The organism is Methylophilus luteus (genome assembly GCF_042676265.1).
Taxonomy (GTDB): domain Bacteria; phylum Pseudomonadota; class Gammaproteobacteria; order Burkholderiales; family Methylophilaceae; genus Methylophilus; species Methylophilus luteus.
Genome location: NZ_JBHTKB010000001.1, coordinates 128,805 through 146,575, shown reverse-complemented (window position 1 = coordinate 146,575; position 17,771 = coordinate 128,805). Strand labels below are relative to the sequence as shown.

The window sequence follows — 17,771 nt, the reverse complement described above, 5'->3', positions numbered from 1 at the left end:
ACGCCTTTTTTCGTTTTTAAGCTAGCTAAACAGCATGGCCATGTGCGTGGCAAACCAGCGCCACACAGTCACTAGCCTGCATCAGATGGGGAACATACGATGAATCAACACACCCGCATAGTAGTAGTCGGCAACGGCATGGTGGGACATTATTTTATGCAGGAACTGGTAAAACGCCACCCTGACCTGGCCGCAGCCGGGCTGCAGGTCACGGTGCTGGGCGAAGAACCTCGTCCGGCTTATGACAGGGTGCACCTTTCCAGTTTTTTCTCCGGCAGCACGGCTGAAGACCTGTCACTGGTAGAACCTGGTTTTTATGACAGGGCCGGGCTGGAATTGCGCCTGAATGCGCGTGTGAGTCATATAGACAGGCATCAGCATACGGTCACGCTGACCGACGGCACCCTGCTGCCCTACGACAAACTGATACTGGCGACCGGCTCGGTGCCGTTCGTGCCATCTGTCGCCGGGCGCGACCGCGACAACTGCTTTGTTTACCGCACCATAGAAGACCTGGAAGCCATGACCGCCGCAGGCAAGACCGCCAACAGCGGCGTCGTGGTAGGTGGTGGCCTGCTAGGCCTGGAATGTGCCAAGGCCTTGCGCGACATGGGCCTGGATACCCATGTGGTGGAATTCGCACCACGCCTGATGGCAGTACAAGTAGACGAAGCTGGCGGCCGCGTGCTGCGCAGCAAGATAGAGGAGCTGGGCGTACACGTACACACCAGCCGCAACACCACCGCCATCGTCGATGGCGCGACTGCGCGCCACCGCATGGTGTTCTTTGATGAGACCTGGCTGGAAACCGACATGATAGTGTTCTCAGCCGGTATCCGTCCGCGTGATGAGCTGGCCAGAGACGCCGGCCTGGCCATAGGCGCGCGTGGCGGTATCGCCATTGATGATTTCTCGCGCTCCAGCGACCATGACATTTACGCCATAGGCGAATGTGCCAGCTGGAACGACGAGATGTTCGGCCTGGTAGCGCCTGGCTATGACATGGCGCGCACCGCTTGCGCACACCTGGCAGGCGAAACCGCGACTACTTTCCAGGGTGCGGACATGAGCACCAAGCTCAAGCTGATGGGTGTGGATGTAGCCAGCGTCGGCGATGCACATGGCAAGACCCACGGTTGCCGCAGCTATCAGTACACCGATGAGGTGCGCAATATCTACAAAAAGATCGTCGTCAGCGAAGATGGCAAGAAACTGCTGGGCGCGGTGCTGATAGGCAACGCCGATGAGTACGGCACCTTGCAGCAAATGACAGTCAACGACATGGCCTTGCCGGAAAACCCCGAGTTCCTGATCCTGCCTGCCAGCGATGGCAAGGAAAAACCCGGACTGGGCGTGGATGCATTGCCGGATACGGCAGTACTGTGCTCGTGCAACAACGTCAGCAAAGGCGCCATCGGTGAAGCGGTCGCGGCCGGTCATTGCAGCATAGGGGCGATCAAGTCATGCACCAAGGCAGGCACTGCCTGCGGCGGTTGCGTGCCGTTGGTGACCCAGGTCATGAAAGCGCAAATGGTCAAGCTGGGCATGACCGTCAACAACCATCTGTGCGAACATTTCCCCTACTCGCGTCAGGAGCTCTACCATCTGGTGCGCGTGGAACAGATCAGGACATTTGACGAACTATTGCACAAACATGGCAAAGGCCTGGGCTGCGACATCTGCAAACCGACTGCCGCCAGCATCCTGGCTTCGGTGTGGAACGACTTTATCCTGAAGAAAGACCTGGCCTCGCTGCAGGACTCCAACGATTACTTCCTCGGCAATATCCAGAAAGATGGCAGTTACTCGGTAGTACCGCGTATGCCCGGCGGCGAAGTCACGCCGGATGGCCTGATCGCCATCGGCCAGATCGCCAAAAAATACAAGTTGTATACCAAGGTCACCGGTGGTGCACGCGTGGATATGTTTGGTGCGCGCGTAGAACAGTTGCCGAATATCTGGGAAGAGCTGATCGCTGCCGGGTTTGAATCCGGCCATGCCTACGGCAAGTCGTTGCGTACTGTAAAAAGCTGCGTAGGTTCGACCTGGTGCCGTTATGGCGTGGACGACAGTGTAGGCCTGGCCGTGCAACTGGAGAACCGTTACAAAGGTCTGCGCGCACCGCACAAGATCAAGTTCGGCGTATCAGGTTGCACGCGTGAATGCGCCGAAGCACAGGGCAAGGATGTAGGCCTGATCGCGACCGAAAGTGGCTGGAACCTGTATGTGTGCGGTAACGGCGGCATGAAACCGCGCCATGCCGAACTGATCGCCAGCGACCTCAGTAAAGAAGACGCGATCCGCATGATAGACCGCTTCCTGATGTTCTATATCCGCACTGCCGACCGCCTGCAACGTACCAGCACCTGGCGCGACAACCTCGAAGGCGGCCTGGATTACCTCAAGCAAGTGGTGATCAACGATAGCCTGGGCCTGGGCGCCGAGCTGGAAGCACAGATACAGCATGTGGTGGACAACTACCAGGATGAATGGAAGACCGCCGTCAACGACCCTGAAGTACGCAAGCGCTTCCGCAGCTTTGTCAACAGCGTGGCTGGTGACAACAACATCGTCTTCGTCAAGGAGCGCGACCAGATGCGCCCGGCGACGGTAGAAGAAAAAAAGCAGGCCAAGGTCATCCCTATCCTGGCCACCACCGAGTAATGAATGGAGTAAACCTATGAGTCAATTGCAACAAGCAGCCGTATCTGAACACACTGCGCCTGCGGCTATATCTAACCCTGATAGCGGCACCTGGCATGCGGTGTGCGCACTGGATGACATCTGGCCCAACACCGGCGTATGTGCGCTGGTAGATGGCCGCCAGGTGGCGATCTTCCGCCTGCACGATGACCAGCTCTACGCCATCGACAACTACGATCCGCACAGCGATGCCAACGTCATGTCGCGCGGCATCGTCGGTGACCTCGGCGGTGAACGCGTGGTGGCCTCGCCCATCTACAAACACCATTACCAGTTGCACACCGGCATCTGCGTAGAAAATGCCGAGGTGCGCCTACCCATCTATGCGGTGGAACTGCGTGGCGGCACCGTCTGGGTGCAGGTGTGAGCGCAGGGTAGGCCAGGGCGAGCATGATCACTAAAGTCAAATCAGTCTGTCCATATTGCGGTGTAGGCTGCGGTATCGTCATGGAGGTCCAAGGTCACTTAACCAAGGAGCAGAAAGTGATCAAGGTCTATGGTGACAAACAGCACCCGACCAATTTTGGCCGCCTGTGCACCAAGGGCAGTACCTGTATACAAGCCATCGCTGACTCAGGCCGGCTGGAATACGCCTATGTACGCCAGCAGCGCGGCCAGGAATCGGTACGCACCGGCATAGATGCCGCCATCAAGGAGACCGCGCGCCGCTTACGCGCCATTCTTGACCAGCATGGCCCGGACGCGATCGCGCTTTACGTCTCCGGCCAGATGTCTATCGAATCCCAGTACCTGGCCAACAAACTGGTCAAGGGCTACCTGGGCAGCAACAATATTGAATCCAATTCACGCCTGTGTATGGCCAGCGCCGGCAGTGGTTATAAGTTGTCACTGGGGGCCGATGGCCCGCCGGGTTCTTACCAGGACTTTGACCAGACCGACCTGTTCTTTGTCATCGGCGCCAATATGGCCGATTGCCACCCTATCCTGTTCTTGCGCATGATGGATAGAGTCAAAGCCGGTGCCAAATTAATCGTGGTAGACCCGCGCCGCAACACCACGGCCGATAAAGCCAACCTGTTCATGCAGATCAAGCCTGGCACTGACCTGGCCTTACTCAATGGCCTGCTGCACCTGCTGGTCATCAATGGCCATACCGATGCCGCATTTATAGACGAATTCACCGAAGGCTGGGAGGTGATGCCCGACTTTCTGCAGGATTACACCCCGGAAAAAGTCGCCGCCATCACCGGCCTCAGTGAAAACGCCATTCGCCAGGCCGCAGACTGGATAGGCACCAGCAAAAACTGGATGAGCTGCTGGACCATGGGCCTGAACCAGAGCACGCATGGCACCTGGAGCACCAACGCCATCTGTAACCTGCACCTGGCCACAGGCGCGATCTGCCGCCCCGGCAGCGGCCCGTTCTCGCTGACCGGGCAACCGAATGCCATGGGCGGCCGCGAAATGGGCTATATGGGCCCGGGCTTACCAGGCCAGCGCACTGTGCTGGTAGAACAAGACCGCCAGTTCATAGAACAGTTATGGCAAGTGCCGCCAGGCACCTTGCACACCCGCCTCGGTGGCGGCACCGTCGCCATGTTCGAGCAGATGAAGGCCGGCAAGATCAAAGCCTGCTGGGTGATCTGTACCAACCCGGTCGCCAGCATGGCCAACCGCAAAAACGTGATCGCCGCTTTAGAGCAAGCCGAACTGGTGATCGCGCAGGACGCCTTCCTAGATACCGAAACCAACCGTTATGCCGATATTCTGCTGCCTGGTGCCTTGTGGGCCGAAGCCGAAGGCGTGATGATCAACTCCGAACGCAATATGACGCTGACGCAGCAGGCTGTGCCTGCCCCGGGCGAAGCCATGGCTGACTGGCAGATCATCGCCAGGGTCGCTTGCGAGATGGGCTTTAGCGACGGGTTCAGCTACAGCAGCAGCGCCGAAGTATTTGCAGAGATCACCCGCAGCTCCAACCTGAACACCGGTTATGACATCCGTGGCGTCAGCCACGACAAGTTGCGCGATAGTTCGCTGCAATGGCCTTGCCCGCCCGGCAGCCAGGCAGACCGGCACCCTATACGCTACCTCAATGACGGTATCAGCCAGAGCCTGAAAGTGAATGACGACGGCCATACCCCGCGCATCGCATTTGCGACTGCCAGTGGCAAAGCAGTGTTTTTCGCCCGCCCGCATATGGACCCGGCCGAGCTGCCCGACACTGACTACCCGTTTGTGCTCAACACCGGCCGCCTGCAACACCAATGGCACACCCTGACCAAGACCGGCAAGATAGACACCCTGAACAAACTCAACCCGGGGCCGTTCGTAGAGCTGCACCCGGAAGATGCCGCCGCGCTGGCCATAAAGGATAAAGACCAGGTCGAGATACGCTCGCGCCGTGGCCGTGCAGTGCTACCCGCGGTGGTCACCGACCGCGTGCGTGCCGGCAACTGCTTTGCCCCTTTTCACTGGAATGATGTTTATGGCGAAGACCTGACCATCAATGCCGTGACCAGCGACGCCATAGACCCCATCTCGCAACAACCCGAATTCAAGTTTTGCGCCGTGACCATGACACGCGTCGCCAGTGCGCCAGCCCCGCAACCTGAGCAGGCAGATGAGCTAGCCCTGGTGGCAGGCGGCAAGGCCAGCAACAACAAGGAACTAAACATGAGAGATATTGATGCTTTAGCCAGGTTACTGGGCCTGGAGACCGCACCCGAGATCGTGCTCGAAGCGCAGGAACAACTTTATCTGCAAGGATTTATCAGTGGCTTGCGTAGCGAAGAGTCGCGCAAGATCGGTGGCGTACCCATGCTGCCGGAAGGCGCACCACTGGCACCGGCCAAACACCTGCTGGTCAACGGCATGCTGGCCGGATTGTTTGCACGCAGCTGGTTACCAGATGGTGACCAACTGCCTGGCGGCTTGCCGGATTTTTCGGCGGCTGCGGCAACAGCACCCGCCAGCGTGGCTATACTGTGGGCATCACAAACCGGTAATGCCGAGCGCTTTGCCGAAAAATGCGCTGAGCGTATTCAAGCCCACGGCCTGCAAACAGCCATCATGTCTATGGATAGCGTCAAAATGGCAGAGCTGGCTAACTATAGCCAGGTGTTGCTACTCACCAGCACCTTTGGTGACGGTGACCCGCCAGACAATGCCGGCCAGTTCTGGAACAGGCTGCAAGCAGATGACCTGCCTTCACTGGCCAATACCCGTTTTGCCGTGCTGGCCTTTGGCGACTCCAGCTATGACCAGTTCTGCGGCTTTGGCCGCAGACTGGATGCCCGGCTGCAAGCACTGGGCGCACAACGCCTGCTGGAGCGGGTAGACTGCGAACCGGACTATGAAGAAACAGCCCATGCCTGGCTGGAGCAAGCAGCGGCCGCGCTGGCACAGGTAGCTGCCACTGTCAGCCAGCCAGTGCTGGCCATAGGAGACCAGGCTGACCAGGCAGATGCAGCGGTCAGCGAACTGGCCAAGTCGCCAGCCGCACCTGCGTATAGCCGCCAAAACCCATTACGCAGCAAACTGATCATCAACCAGCGCCTGAACGGCGAAGGCTCAGAAAAAGAGATACGCCAGTTTGGTTTTGATCTGACCGGCAGCGGCTTACAGTATGAAGCAGGCGATGCCCTCGGCGTGTGGCCGACCAACTGCCCGGAACTGGTAGGCGAAATGTTGCGTGCACTCAAGCTTTCCGCGGCCAGCCTAGTCACCGTCAAAGACCACGGCCAGCTGCCACTAGGTGACGCCTTGCTGCATCACTACGAGATCGCACGCATCACGCCGGAGTTATTGGAATTCGTGCAAAAACGCAGCGCCAGCCCGGCACTCGCAGTGTTGATGGAAGATAAAGCACGGCTGAAAGACTGGCTATGGGGCAAACAGCTGCTAGACCTGATACTGGCGTTTCCGTTCAAGGTCGAAGCCAACGACTGGCTGGCGGTATTAAAGCGTTTGCAACCACGCTTGTATTCGATCTCGTCCAGCCCTAAAGTCTACCCGCAGCAGGTGCATCTGACCGTTTCTACAGTACGTTATGGCGATGGTCTGGCCCGTGGCGGCGTCTGCTCTACCTTTATGGCAGACCGGGCGCAAGATGTTGCAGTGCCTGTGTTTGTGCAACGCTCGGCCCACTTCCGCCCGCCTAAAAACCCCGATGCGCCGCTGATCATGGTCGGCCCCGGCACCGGCATCGCCCCTTTTATCGCCTTTTTGCAGGAAAGGCAGGCCACCGCCGCCAAAGGCAACAACTGGTTATTCTTTGGCGAACAGCATGCCGCTACTGACTTTTACTACAGCGAACAACTGGAAACGCTGCAAAAGCAAGGCGTCCTGACCCGGCTGGATACCGCCTTCTCGCGCGACCAGAACGAAAAGATCTATGTACAGCACCGCATGCTGCAACATGGTGAACAACTGTGGCAATGGCTGCAACAAGGCGCGCACTTCTGTGTCTGTGGCGATGCCAGCCGTATGGCTAAAGATGTAGATACCGCGCTGAAAACCATAGTGCAGACCCATGGCCAGATGAGCGAGCAGGCAGCCGCAGACTATGTATCAAATATGGCGCAGGAAAAGCGCTATGTGCGTGATGTTTACTGATGGTGGTTAATTCGACCAACGTAAAACAGTTAGCTTTTCCTTGTTCAAACCAGACTTGATACTTGGCGTTATAAAAACTCCAGCCTGAATCATTCCGCAGAAAATCTTTTCCGGTACTCGGCAGGAGACACGGCCAGATTGCGGTGAAAGGTGATGCGCATGCGCTCTTCATCGCCAAAACCGCAGCGATCTGCAATCTCCACAATGCTGTGTGCAGAATGCTCCAGCAATCTGCGTGCAGCTTCCAGCCTGAATATCTCCAGGGCTTTGGCGGGGGTTTTACCGGTTTTCTGCTTGTAGACACGGGCAAAGTTTCTGGGACTCATGCATGCCCGGGCAGACAGCGTATCTATCGTGATTTGCTGTTGCAGATTGGCACGCATCCACTCGTGCAATGTGTCAAATGTAGTATCCGCGGATTGTGACTGCAGCAACTCGCTGAATTGCGACTGGCCTCCGGAACGCTTCATGTATACCACCAGTTCACGCGCCACCTTCATCGCGATATCGTGACCACAATCCTGCTCGACCAATGCCAGCGCCAGGTCTATGCCGGCTGTGACACCGGCTGAGGTCCATATCGCATCTTCGTTGACAAAAATGGCATCGCCATCGACTTTGACTGCGGGATATCTTTCACGCAACAAATCCAGCATCGCCCAATGCGTCGCCGCCCGCTTGTCGTCCAGCAAGCCCGCTTGCGCCAGAAGAAATGCCCCACTGCACACCGAAGCCATACGCCGGACTTTTGCATGCTGCCCCTTCAGCCATAAGGCCAGATCGCCTGACTCTTCAAGCACGTCTACGATGTGCGGTGAACCTGGCACCACTATGGTATCAACGGTAGCCTCGGCAAAATCGGCTAGTGTCCTCGTCTGCAGCACCACGCCTTCGGCACTGCTGACCAGCCCGCCATGCATGCTGATAGTATGCCTGTCATAGGGCGGCAGGCCGCGCTCTTGCATATAGCGTGAAGCGGCCCAGAACACGGTTTGTGCGCCCGTCAGGTCCAGCAGCCCCATTTGCGGGAAGGCGACGAACAGCACCAGCTTCTCATGCCTTTGTAACGATGGCGGATATTTAGGGATATATGTCATTTCAGCCATATTCTTTCATCATTAAAATAGCTAGTCAACATCATGCATTACGCTAACTGAGGATAGAAAAAATGAAAATTGTAGTGATAGGCGGGACTGGCCTGATAGGTACTAAACTGGTGGGCAACTTGCAGAAACTTGGGCATGAAGTCATCCCGGCTTCGCCCAATACCGGCGTAAACACCATTACTGGTGAAGGTCTGGAGGAGGTATTACAAGGTGCTGACATCGTTGTCGATGTCGCTAACTCGCCTTCTTTTGAAGATACTGCCGTCATGCATTTTTTTGAGACTGCTGGCAACAATATCGCGTTTGCTGAAAAAACCGCAGGCGTAAAACATCATGTGGCATTGTCTGTGGTGGGCACAGAAAATCTGCAGGATAGTGGTTACTTCCGTGCCAAGCTGGCGCAGGAAAAAATCATCAAGGCAGCTGGCATTCCATACACTATCGTGCGTGCCACACAATTTTTTGAGTTCCTGACCAGTATCGCCCACGCCTCAACCGATGGCGAAACCGTACGCTTATCTCCTGCCTTATTCCAGCCTATGGCAGCAGAAGATGTCGCCGCGTTGCTAGCCAGCATCTCATTGCAAGCACCGGCCAATGGCACCATTGATATTGCAGGGCCGGAGAAATTGCCTTTGCATGATGCGGTCGTGGCAGCCTTGCACGCAAAACAGGACCAGCGCAAAGTGGTGCGGGATGCCCAGGCAGCTTATTTTGGCCTGGTACTGAATGATAGCTCACTGACACCACAAGGCCAGGCGCAGTTGGGTAAATTGACCTTGCACGATTGGCTAGCTTCGCTTTGAGAACGAAACCGAGCTGAAAGTCACCGCACTGATCACCAGCAATGCACCGAACAATTGCGCAGGCGTGGGCGGCATATGCTCGAATGCGGCGATCACCATGGTGGTGACCGGCACCAGGTTCATAAAGATCGCCGCCTTGGATGGACCCAGGTGCGAGATGCTGGCATTCCAGAACAGATAGGCCAGTACCCCACCGCCCAGCGACATGGTCAGCAAGGCAGCCGCGCCATGCAGGCTGGGTTGCACAAAATGATCGCCATGCCAGAAAGCGGCCAGGCTCAAGGCCAGCGCGCCCACGGTCATGATGCCGGCAGTGTTGGTGATACCGTCAACATTGCTGGGCATCATCTTTTTCACCAGCACGTTGTACAGCGCCCAATTGAGGGTGGCGATCAGAATATATATATCGCCAGTCGCAACTCTGAGCTGCGCGCCGGCACCCAATACCACTATCACCACCCCGGCGATACCGACCGGGAAAGCGATCAGTTGCCGGTTGCTTGGCCTGTCGCCGAGGATCACATAGCCCAGCACTGCAGTGAGCAACGGGTTCAAGGCCATGATCAGGGCGCCGTTGATCGCTGAAGATGTTTCCATACCAAGGAAGAAAAACAGGTTAAAGCCGAACACGCCGACCACGCCCAAGGTTAGGTAGGCCGGCCAGTGACGCCATGAAAAAGCATTTTTTCTAAACAGCGCAATCAACACCATGACCGCAGCCGCCAGCAGATAGCGGCTGGCACCAGCGACATAAGGGCTCATTTCGGCCAGTACTGGCCTGGCCAGGTTGAAATTGGCGCCCCAGAATATTGCCGCCATGGTGGCCATCAGATAGGTTTTGATATTGCCCATTAGTCTTCTCTACTATGTGTTTTTAACAGCAGGTGTGCCAGCAAAGTGGCTGGAGTTGCGGTCAGGTTAAGGTAGCAGGCAGCGACAGTTGCTTTAACCCGACCGGCGCTAACGACTTATCGCGGCGGATTAAGCGAGCGCAGCACGGCGTGCAGCACGCCGGGGAATTTCTGTTCTATCTCTTCTACCCGTAGTGCATTCAAATGCTCGGTACCTTCGATCAGGGTCTCTACCAGCCCGGCAGCACGCAATATCTTGAAGTGATGCGACATACTGGACTTGGGCCGGTTGAGGTCGAATTCGCCGCAGGTCATCTTGCGCCCGGCATTGGCCAGCCGCCCTACGATCTCCAGGCGCGTCGGGTCCGACAGCGCATACATGATATCTGTCAGTTCTACCTGGTCCAGGCTGGGGTGTTTAATTTGCCGCATGTTTAAAATTTATCACAGTGCTTGATATTATTCCATAGTTCGATTATATTCGAACAATAGAATTTTATCTAAGTATTTTTTAAGCAGGCAATATGAAAACAGAGATTTTGCCAAAAGGCATCCCGCTCGCGCTTTACGCATTGATGGCAGGTGCGTTCGGCATAGGCACTACCGAATTCGTCATCATGGGCCTGTTGCCGGAAGTCAGCCGCGACCTGCAGGTCAGCATTCCCATGGCTGGCTTGCTGATCACCGGGTATGCGCTGGGCGTGGCCGTGGGCGCACCCATCATGTCTATACTGATGGCCAAGTTTTCGCGCAAGAACTCCCTGCTCTGGTTAATGGGCATATTCACCGCCGGCAACCTGATCTGCGCCATCGCGCCAGATTACACCACGCTGATGATCGCCAGGGTGGTGACCTCGTTTGCCCATGGTACTTTTTTTGGCATAGGCGCCGTGGTGGCGACCAGCCTGGTGGCTAAAGAAAAACGTGCGCTGGCGATCGCTTTGATGTTCACCGGGCTGACGGTGGCGAATGTGATAGGCGTGCCCGCGGGTACCTGGCTAGGCCAGATGCTGGGCTGGCGCGCGACTTTCTGGGCGGTGACCATGATAGGCCCGGTCGCGCTGGCGGCGCTGTATTTGCTGCTGCCTAAAGACCAGCATGGCGAAAAAGTGCAGGTGCGAGCCGAGATCAGCACTTTGCTGCAGCCGCAGGTGATCGCCGGTTTATTGCTGACCATCATCGTCGACACCGGCCTGTTCGCCGTGCTCACTTATCTGGCGCCGTTATTGACAGATGTCGCGCATTTTTCAGAAGCAGCCATCTCGCCGGTGTTCCTGTTATTTGGCGCAGGCATGGTGATAGGCAATATCATAGGTGCCAAACTCGCCGATATCCATCTGGATAACACGCTGTTAGGCGCTTTGCTGTTCATCATCGCCATCCTGGCCTCGTTCTCATTGTTCGCTCATCACCAGATCGCGGTGGTCAGCCTGGTAGCACTGCTGGGTATCGCCGGCTTTGCTGCCGTGCCTTCATTGCAGATCAAGATACTGGAAAAAGCCAGCGGCGCCCCTACCCTCGCCTCCGCCATGAATATAGGCGCATTCAATATCGGCAATGCCGCCGGTGCCTGGGTAGGCGGCCTGGTGATCTCGCATGGCCTGGGCCTGACCGCCCTGGGCTGGATAGCCGCCAGCATCGTCTCTACCGGCCTGCTACTGGCGCTGATAGAGATGCAGTTAGTCTCAGGCAAACCTGCCACCAGCACAACCTCACTTTAAAAACACACTTTAAAAAAACTCACGCAAAAGGAAACCCTATGGCTGACTTGTTTTCTAGCTACCAATTAAAAGACGTCACTCTGAAAAACCGCATCGCTATCCCGCCCATGTGCCAATACATGGCCGAAGATGGCCTGGTCAATGACTGGCACCTTGCGCACTACACCAGCCTGGCGCGTGGCGGCAGTGGCCTGGTGATCGTAGAAGCCACCGGCGTTGCGCCTGAAGGCCGTATCACCCCCGGTTGCCTGGGTATATGGAATGATGCGCAGGCAGAAAAACTGCGCGAGATCGCGGCAGCCATTAAAGCCGCAGGCGCAGTGCCCGGCATACAGATCGCGCATGCAGGCCGCAAAGCCAGCGCCAATAAACCGTGGCAGGGCGATGACCATATCCCGGAAAGCGATGCACGCGCCTGGCAAACCATCGCCCCTTCTGCGCTGGCATTTGGCGGCGACCTGCCGCGCGTGCCTAAACAAATGAGCATAGACGATATCGCCCGCGTCAAGCATGACTTTGCCGCCGCCGCCCAACGTGCGCTAGCCGCAGGCTTTGAATGGCTGGAGATCCATTTTGCACATGGTTACCTGGGGCAAAGTTTCACCTCGGCCCACTCTAACCGCCGCAGCGATATTTACGGCGGCAGCTTTGAAAACCGCTCACGCTTCACCATAGAAACGCTGGAAGCGATACGTGCCGTGTGGCCGGAGCACCTGCCGCTGACCGCGCGCTTTGGCGTGATCGAATACGATGGCAATGACGAACAGACCCTGAGCGAATCAATACAGTTAGTCAAAGCCTGGAAACAGCGCGGGCTGGATATGCTCAGCGTCAGTGTCGGCTTTACCATCCCTGAAACTAATATCCCGTGGGGGCCAGCTTTTCTGGCACCTGTCGCGCAACGCGTACGCAACGAGGCCGCTATCCCGGTTTCATCCGCCTGGGGCTTCGGCGCGCCGGCACTGGCAGACAATGCCATCCGCAATCAAGAACTGGATCTGGTCATGATAGGACGCGCCCACCTGGAAAACCCGCATTGGCCTTACTTTGCTGCCAAACAGCTGAAACAGGACAACCCGGCCTGGGTGCTGCCTGCACCTTATGCGCACTGGCTGGCCAGATATAGAAGCCCGACCGAAGCCTGATCGAGCTGTTTACCTCCCCCCAAAAACCTGCCACCTGGCAGGTTTTTACATATATGGCCTGAGCTGGGCTGCATCAACGTCTGTTTTACAACATGGCCCAACCATTTATGCAAATGATGGCTCTGTAGTCTCGCCCTGCGCTTCTTTACCATGGCTGCTGTCGTGATGTTATTTATTTCAATAATTTTTAGGAGAGACACATGCAAGTCGTTGTATTTGGCGGTTCAGGATTAATCGGCAGTAAAGTGGTAGACGTGCTGCAGGCACAAGGCCACACGGTGATTGCCGCGACGCGTAAGCAGGGCGTAGATGTAGTCACAGGTGAAGGTCTGGCGGCGGTATTACAGAATGCAGAGATCGTGATCGACACCACGGATGCGCCCAGCTTTGAGGATAACGCCGCGCGCAGCTTTTTTGAAACGGCCACTGGCAACATCATCGCGGCGGCAAAAAACAGCGGCGTCAGACACTATATCGCGCTGTCTGTGGTCGGCACCCACAAGCTGCAAAACTCCGGCTATTTTCAAGGCAAGCTGAAACAGGAAGCCCTGATCAAAGCTTCCGGCATCCCTTACACCATTGCGCGTGCCACCCAGTTTTATGAGTTCGTGTTGCTGATCGCCCAGGCGGCGACCACAGGCCAGCAGGTGCGCCTGCCTTCGGCAAAACTGCAACCTATCGCCGCCATAGACGTAGCAACTGCTATTGCCGAAATCGCCGCCAGCAACGCTTACAACGGCATCGTCGATATTGCCGGGCCAGAACAGATCGCCCTCAGCGAGTTCGCCCGCAGCGCCCTGCTCGCGCAGCAGGACGCGCGTGAGGTGATCACTGATGAGAGTGCACTGTATGTGCAGACCTTCAAGATAGATGACACTACGCTCACTCCCGAATACCACACTTTGCTTGGCACTACCCACCTGCAAGCGTGGCTGGCTGACCCGAGCAGAACATTCAAGTAATCCGCTGTATACCCACTACTGAAAAGGAGATAGATCATGCAAAAGCTGAAAACATTATTCGTCACCCTGGCTTTATTGACCAGCAGCGCCGTGATGGCGCATGAGGGTAGCCACGACCACCCTGACCTGACCATGCTGATGAACAAAGACCTGGCTGATATGCCGGGCAAAGAAGTCATCATGCTCAGCGTGGATTACAAACCCGGCGAGGTTGAGACGCCACACAAGCACGAAGCGCATTGTTTTGTCTATGTGCTGGAAGGCAATATCGTGATGGCGGTCAAGGGCGGCAAGGAGCAACACCTGGGCCCGGGGCAGACTTTTTATGAAGGCCCGCAAGATATACACAGCATAGGCCGCAACGCCAGCAAAACCAAACCGGCAAAGTTCGTGGTATTGCTGCTGAAAGATAAAAACAAACCACCGGTGATGCCTGTCGATTAAGCGCATATCAGGGCCGGATGCTGGCAATAGGCATCCGGCCTGTGGCTTGCAGTCAGGATGACCGGGGTAAACCATGAAAGCAAACTATGGGGGGAGAAACATGAGAGTGTTGCAGATCGATGCCAGCGCCAGACGCGCACATTCCAGCTCCAGAATGCTGTCGGCCTATTTTATAGCGCGGCTCAGGCACAGCCTGCCAGACCTGGCGCTGGACTATATAGATACCGCCGCAGACTGCCCGCCGCCCCTGAACGCTACGTTTATAGAGGCCCTTTATACCACGGCGGCAGAGCGCAGCCCGGCCATGAAGCAGGCACTGTCATACTCGGATAATCTTTGCGCACGCGCCCTGATGGCAGATATGCTGGTGTGTGCCATGCCTATGTACAACTTCTGCATGCCGGCCAGTTTCAAGGCACTGCTAGATCAGCTGGTGCGCGTCAACCTGACTTATACCCTGAATGCAGACGGCAGCACCAGCGGCAAGCTGGCGCAGCACAAAATACTGTTCATCACCACCAGGGGCGCTGATCTGCGTCCTGGCAGCCCGTGGCACAACATGGATGCACTGCGCCCGGCCTTGCAAGCCGCCTTTGCCTTTATGGGTGCCGATGACCCGGTATTCGTCGATGTGCAACCGCTGGAAAATATTGACAGCCTGGCAAAAACGCAACTGCTGGCCCAGGCCCGCCACACCCTGGATGCACTCGCCAGCCGCTGGCTGACGGGCATTTGAACCGCCAGATGCGGCTGGCAGGCATTTAAGCCGCCAGAAAACTGTGCCTGAGTTTGAGTGCGGTTTCTTCAGCGACTTTTCTGTTCGCCACATTGGTAAAGCCTATGATCAGGCCATTATGGCTAGCCCCTACGCTCCAGGTTGAAATCGGGTGTATGCCATAACCGAGCTGGTTGAAACCGGCGCACACCTGCGTATCTGCATATTTCTTATCCAGCGCTGCCACAAAGTGCATGCCATTTTTATGCGAGCTGACCTCGATATGCGGTGCCAGCACATCCATCAGCGCCTGGCTGGTGAGCTCGCGCCTGTGCGCATATAAATCGCGCATTTTTTTCAGGTGGCGCGAAAAATGCCCTTCGCTGATAAAGTCATTCACCACCATCTGCGAGGTGATGGAAAACCCGCGCTGGTAGATAAACGCTTTCTCCTGGCAGGCATCGACCAGGCTGGGCGGCACCACGATATACCCTATCTTCAGCGAAGGAAAAATGGTTTTGCTGAAACTACCGGCATAAATCACCCTGTCGTACTGATCCAGGCTTTTCAGTGCCGGCAGCGGATAGCCGGAATAACGGAACTCGCCATCGTAGTCGTCCTCTATCACCCAGGCATCGTTCTGGCTGGCCCATTCCAGCAATTGCATGCGCCGCGCGGCCGACAATGTCAGCCCCAGCGGGCTGTGATGCGAGGGCGTCACGATCGCCAGTTTGGCCTGCGGGCATTGCGCGATACCGGCGCTGACGATCAGGCCTTGCTCATCGATAGGCACATGCACGATATTCGCGCCCAGGTCTTTGAGCAGCATGGCTGCCAGCAAAAACCCGGGGTCTTCCATCCAGATGCTGGCACCCTGGAACTTAAGCACTTTGCTTAAAAAATCCAGCGCACCCTGATAACCGTTGGTAATGAATATCTGCTCGGGTTCACACTCCACCCCGCGCGCCAGCCGCAGATAAGCGGCGATCGATTGCCTGAGCGGCGCATAGCCTTGCGGTTCCTTGAGCCGCATCTCTTCTGCTGACAGGCTGCGCATCCGGTGCCCGCTCAGCCGCGCCCACACTTTCCGCGGGAAAGCATCAAATGCCGGGCAACCTGGCAGATAGACATGCGAAATGGATGGCGCCAGTTCAAGATTGGCAGTCTGGCTGGCACGCGCAGTGGCCGGCGCAGCCATGGTGCGCAGTTTTTTGGTCGCCGTTTTGCGCAGCAGGCTGCTGACATAAGTTCCGGCCTGGCCCCGGGATTCAAAGATACCGTCACCGAGCAGCATGGCGTAGGCACTTTCCACCGTGCCCCTGGCCACATCCAGCTCACTGGCCAGGGTACGGGTAGAAGGAATACGGTCGCCATGTTTGAGCAGGTTGCTTGCTATGGCGGCTTTAAAGCGCTGATAGATCTGCAGATGGATAGGCAGTGCGGCGTCTGGGTCCAGTTGTATCAGTTTTTTTGCCGGGGTTTCCATCAATCAGCCATATGCACCGTTTTATGATTTGCTGATAATACCTGACGCAGGCGATCACAGGAGTACTTTTTGCCGCCGCCAGCCCAGTGGCGGCGTTGACTCAGTCTATACGCCCTTTTCTTAACAAGGGCAGCACATGCTCACCCAGTCTATAGGTTTCTTCAAGGTGCGGATAACCAGCCAGGAAGAACATGGAAATGCCTATGTCCTGATATTCCTGTATGCGTTTTGCCACGTTGAGGTAACTGCCAACCAGCGCGCATCCCGGCGGGATACCTATATAGCCAAAGCCGGACCAGACATTGGGATAAATAAAGAAATCTTCAAAATTCTTGATCTCTTCGCCTGCATAGTCATGCTCATGACTGAGCCGCCTGGCCGAACGCAAGCCTGCATGGGCAGCCACCGCCTGCACCGCTTTGCTGCGCACGCCATCATCAAAAAAGCGTCTGGCTTCTGCCACGGCTTCTTCTTCGGTCGCCCTGGTGATGACATCGATGGAAAGCCCGAAACGGATATCTTCTCTGCCATATTGTTTGGCCCTTTGTTTGACATCGGCTATCAGCGCCGCTATTTCAGCCGGCGTTTCAGCACGCATCAGATAATAGTCGGCATGCTTGGCGCCAAACTCGCGTGCCGGGATAGAAGAACCGGCGGTGCATATCAGTGGCAATGCCGCTTTTTTATGTGCACTTTTGCGGCCACCGCCTTCGGCCGTATAGTATTTGCCTGCAAAGTGGAATGATTCATTGTTCCAGTAGCCTTTGACCACCTGCAAAAACTCATCGGCACGGGCATAGCGGTCGTCATGCGCCACATTGTCACCCACTTGCTTCTGCACGACTTCGGAGCCACCATTGATGATGTTCCATATCAGGCGGTTGCGGCTGGCGCGCTGGTAAGTGGCCGCCATTTGCACGGCTGCCCATGGCGAGAAATGATAGGGCTGGAAAGCCGAAACGAATTTCAGGCGCCGGGTTTCCCTGGCCAGCAGGGAGCAGACCGTCCATGGTTCTTCACCGCCAGGCGCATTGACCATCAGCACGCCATCAAAACGGTTGATCTCAGCGGCACGCGCGATCTGCGATAAGTAATCGATATAGCTGAAATCGTCTTCTACCTCAAACTCTGAAACCGCCCCGCTGCCCTCACCCGGGCTTTTATGCCAGTCGCCACGATTTCTCGGGTCACCAGGCAGGTACTGGGTATCGCCATGCAAAGGCAGGCGGGTGAAATATAAAACATTGCTCATGA

General features: G+C 56.4%; 14 protein-coding genes. 9 read left to right on the top strand and 5 right to left on the bottom strand.

Features of this window, described 5'->3' with window-relative positions; all coding sequences use genetic code 11:
• Positions 1 to 99: 99 nt before the first annotated feature.
• Genes nirB through ACFQ1Z_RS00635 form a run of 3 tightly spaced genes read left to right on the top strand, consistent with a single transcriptional unit; the run spans position 100 to position 7,281 of the window.
• Positions 100 to 2,664, top strand: coding sequence for a nitrite reductase large subunit NirB (nirB, locus tag ACFQ1Z_RS00645; protein WP_379054611.1), 2,565 nt, complete (start codon positions 100 to 102; stop codon positions 2,662 to 2,664).
• Between the two features lie 16 nt (positions 2,665 to 2,680).
• Complete coding sequence (nirD, locus tag ACFQ1Z_RS00640) at positions 2,681 to 3,070, top strand: nitrite reductase small subunit NirD (protein WP_379054609.1); 390 nt, start codon at positions 2,681 to 2,683, stop codon at positions 3,068 to 3,070.
• Positions 3,071 to 3,093: 23 nt separating this feature from the next.
• Positions 3,094 to 7,281 carry a molybdopterin-dependent oxidoreductase gene (locus tag ACFQ1Z_RS00635; protein WP_379054607.1) on the top strand — a complete coding sequence of 1,396 codons (4,188 nt, stop codon included), beginning with the start codon at positions 3,094 to 3,096 and terminating at the stop codon, positions 7,279 to 7,281.
• Positions 7,282 to 7,370: 89 nt separating this feature from the next.
• Here the strand turns inward: ACFQ1Z_RS00635 and ACFQ1Z_RS00630 are convergent, their stop codons facing one another.
• A complete protein-coding gene (locus ACFQ1Z_RS00630; RefSeq protein WP_379054605.1) occupies positions 7,371 to 8,387 on the bottom strand; it encodes a GlxA family transcriptional regulator in 1,017 nt (338 codons plus the stop codon).
• Between the two features lie 62 nt (positions 8,388 to 8,449).
• Between ACFQ1Z_RS00630 and ACFQ1Z_RS00625 the strand changes: the two genes are divergently transcribed.
• Positions 8,450 to 9,193 (top strand): SDR family oxidoreductase, encoded by a 744-nt coding sequence (locus ACFQ1Z_RS00625; protein ID WP_379054604.1) that lies wholly within the window; start codon positions 8,450 to 8,452, stop codon positions 9,191 to 9,193.
• Here ACFQ1Z_RS00625 and ACFQ1Z_RS00620 read toward each other — a convergent pair.
• On the bottom strand, positions 9,179 to 10,045 hold the full coding sequence (locus ACFQ1Z_RS00620; RefSeq protein ID WP_379054602.1) for a DMT family transporter: 867 nt from the start codon (positions 10,043 to 10,045) through the stop codon (positions 9,179 to 9,181). The genes ACFQ1Z_RS00625 and ACFQ1Z_RS00620 overlap by 15 nt on opposite strands.
• A gap of 116 nt (positions 10,046 to 10,161) precedes the next feature.
• Complete coding sequence (locus tag ACFQ1Z_RS00615) at positions 10,162 to 10,476, bottom strand: ArsR/SmtB family transcription factor (protein ID WP_379054600.1); 315 nt, start codon at positions 10,474 to 10,476, stop codon at positions 10,162 to 10,164.
• Between the two features lie 92 nt (positions 10,477 to 10,568).
• On the opposite strand from ACFQ1Z_RS00615, the gene ACFQ1Z_RS00610 reads away from it, so the two are divergent.
• From ACFQ1Z_RS00610 to ACFQ1Z_RS00590, 5 genes are all read left to right on the top strand, one after another.
• Positions 10,569 to 11,765: an MFS transporter gene (locus ACFQ1Z_RS00610; RefSeq protein ID WP_379054598.1), complete on the top strand. Its 1,197-nt coding sequence runs from the start codon at positions 10,569 to 10,571 to the stop codon at positions 11,763 to 11,765.
• Positions 11,766 to 11,803: 38 nt separating this feature from the next.
• Complete coding sequence (locus ACFQ1Z_RS00605) at positions 11,804 to 12,910, top strand: NADH:flavin oxidoreductase/NADH oxidase (protein ID WP_379054597.1); 1,107 nt, start codon at positions 11,804 to 11,806, stop codon at positions 12,908 to 12,910.
• Between the two features lie 200 nt (positions 12,911 to 13,110).
• Positions 13,111 to 13,872, top strand: a complete 762-nt coding sequence (locus ACFQ1Z_RS00600; RefSeq protein WP_379054595.1) for an SDR family oxidoreductase — start codon at positions 13,111 to 13,113, stop codon at positions 13,870 to 13,872.
• Between the two features lie 36 nt (positions 13,873 to 13,908).
• Positions 13,909 to 14,316 (top strand): cupin domain-containing protein, encoded by a 408-nt coding sequence (locus ACFQ1Z_RS00595; protein ID WP_379054593.1) that lies wholly within the window; start codon positions 13,909 to 13,911, stop codon positions 14,314 to 14,316.
• 100 nt (positions 14,317 to 14,416) lie between these two features.
• Positions 14,417 to 15,052: an FMN-dependent NADH-azoreductase gene (locus ACFQ1Z_RS00590; RefSeq protein ID WP_379054591.1), complete on the top strand. Its 636-nt coding sequence runs from the start codon at positions 14,417 to 14,419 to the stop codon at positions 15,050 to 15,052.
• A 25-nt stretch (positions 15,053 to 15,077) separates the two neighbouring features.
• Here the strand turns inward: ACFQ1Z_RS00590 and pdxR are convergent, their stop codons facing one another.
• Positions 15,078 to 16,517 (bottom strand): MocR-like pyridoxine biosynthesis transcription factor PdxR, encoded by a 1,440-nt coding sequence (gene pdxR, locus ACFQ1Z_RS00585; protein ID WP_379054589.1) that lies wholly within the window; start codon positions 16,515 to 16,517, stop codon positions 15,078 to 15,080.
• A gap of 100 nt (positions 16,518 to 16,617) precedes the next feature.
• Positions 16,618 to 17,769: an LLM class flavin-dependent oxidoreductase gene (locus ACFQ1Z_RS00580; protein ID WP_379054587.1), complete on the bottom strand. Its 1,152-nt coding sequence runs from the start codon at positions 17,767 to 17,769 to the stop codon at positions 16,618 to 16,620.
• Positions 17,770 to 17,771 lie beyond the last annotated feature (2 nt).

Excerpts from the sequence above, each read along its gene's own strand:
- ACFQ1Z_RS00590 (WP_379054591.1), top strand. The coding sequence starts at position 14,417 with ATGAGAGTGTTGCAGATCGATGCCAGCGCCAGACGCGCACATTCCAGC.
- ACFQ1Z_RS00605 (WP_379054597.1), top strand. The coding sequence starts at position 11,804 with ATGGCTGACTTGTTTTCTAGCTACCAATTAAAAGACGTCACTCTGAAA.
- ACFQ1Z_RS00595 (WP_379054593.1), top strand. The coding sequence starts at position 13,909 with ATGCAAAAGCTGAAAACATTATTCGTCACCCTGGCTTTATTGACCAGC.
- ACFQ1Z_RS00610 (WP_379054598.1), top strand. The coding sequence starts at position 10,569 with ATGAAAACAGAGATTTTGCCAAAAGGCATCCCGCTCGCGCTTTACGCA.
- ACFQ1Z_RS00620 (WP_379054602.1), bottom strand. The coding sequence starts at position 10,045 with ATGGGCAATATCAAAACCTATCTGATGGCCACCATGGCGGCAATATTC.
- ACFQ1Z_RS00635 (WP_379054607.1), top strand. The coding sequence starts at position 3,094 with ATGATCACTAAAGTCAAATCAGTCTGTCCATATTGCGGTGTAGGCTGC.
- ACFQ1Z_RS00600 (WP_379054595.1), top strand. The coding sequence starts at position 13,111 with ATGCAAGTCGTTGTATTTGGCGGTTCAGGATTAATCGGCAGTAAAGTG.
- nirD (WP_379054609.1), top strand. The coding sequence starts at position 2,681 with ATGAGTCAATTGCAACAAGCAGCCGTATCTGAACACACTGCGCCTGCG.
- ACFQ1Z_RS00630 (WP_379054605.1), bottom strand. The coding sequence starts at position 8,387 with ATGGCTGAAATGACATATATCCCTAAATATCCGCCATCGTTACAAAGG.
- ACFQ1Z_RS00580 (WP_379054587.1), bottom strand. The coding sequence starts at position 17,769 with ATGAGCAATGTTTTATATTTCACCCGCCTGCCTTTGCATGGCGATACC.
- ACFQ1Z_RS00625 (WP_379054604.1), top strand. The coding sequence starts at position 8,450 with ATGAAAATTGTAGTGATAGGCGGGACTGGCCTGATAGGTACTAAACTG.
- nirB (WP_379054611.1), top strand. The coding sequence starts at position 100 with ATGAATCAACACACCCGCATAGTAGTAGTCGGCAACGGCATGGTGGGA.
- ACFQ1Z_RS00615 (WP_379054600.1), bottom strand. The coding sequence starts at position 10,476 with ATGCGGCAAATTAAACACCCCAGCCTGGACCAGGTAGAACTGACAGAT.
- pdxR (WP_379054589.1), bottom strand. The coding sequence starts at position 16,517 with ATGGAAACCCCGGCAAAAAAACTGATACAACTGGACCCAGACGCCGCA.